At 50.7% G+C, this 543-nt stretch carries 2 protein-coding genes; both read right to left on the reverse strand.

Features of this window, described 5'->3' with window-relative positions:
• On the reverse strand, positions 1-189 hold a 189-nt coding region (locus tag CIK04_RS34505), incomplete at its 3' end, for a hypothetical protein (RefSeq protein WP_325205924.1).
• Positions 171-530 (reverse strand): hypothetical protein, encoded by a 360-nt coding sequence (locus CIK04_RS34510; protein WP_325205925.1) that lies wholly within the window; start codon positions 528-530, stop codon positions 171-173. The genes CIK04_RS34505 and CIK04_RS34510, both read right to left, overlap by 19 nt.
• Between the last annotated feature and the right edge of the window lie 13 nt (positions 531-543).

Raw genomic sequence — 543 nt, forward strand, 5'->3', positions numbered from 1 at the left:
TGACCTGATTTCAAMCTCGAGAATTTTTTGCTCAGGCGCGCTTAAAGGTTGTGCCGCTGCTAATTTTTGCTCGATGACCACTAATAACTCAAGTGACAACACTTGTGGTGTTTCATTTGACGACGCTGCGCTATTTTTCACCGATTTGACGCCCATGGCGCTGCTGGCAATCAACGCTTGGGGATCCATATCAGCACTTGGCTGAGCATCCTTGCCAAGTGCCGCACTATTAGCCAGGTTCCGCCTGAGTTTGAGGGCATCACCTCACGCCAATCTTGTGGCAACTCAGTTTCAGCGACTTGTGCATTGATGATTTGAGCTTGATGGGCAGCATCAATAGGTTGCGCTTGACTCACGGCTTGCTGATCAAGATGCGCGGAATAGTGGGACAAGCTTTGCCCTTGTTGGGCCGCAATCAACGCTTGATCGTCATCGAGTGCACCACGTTGTGGCTGCACAGAAGTCGCCGCTGCCGCCAAGGTTGCGCTCTCATCCAATTCTGACGATGTATTTTGTGCAAGCCTTGCCACTTCGTCTCTTTAA

This window comes from Vibrio sp. 03_296, from assembly GCF_002265885.1.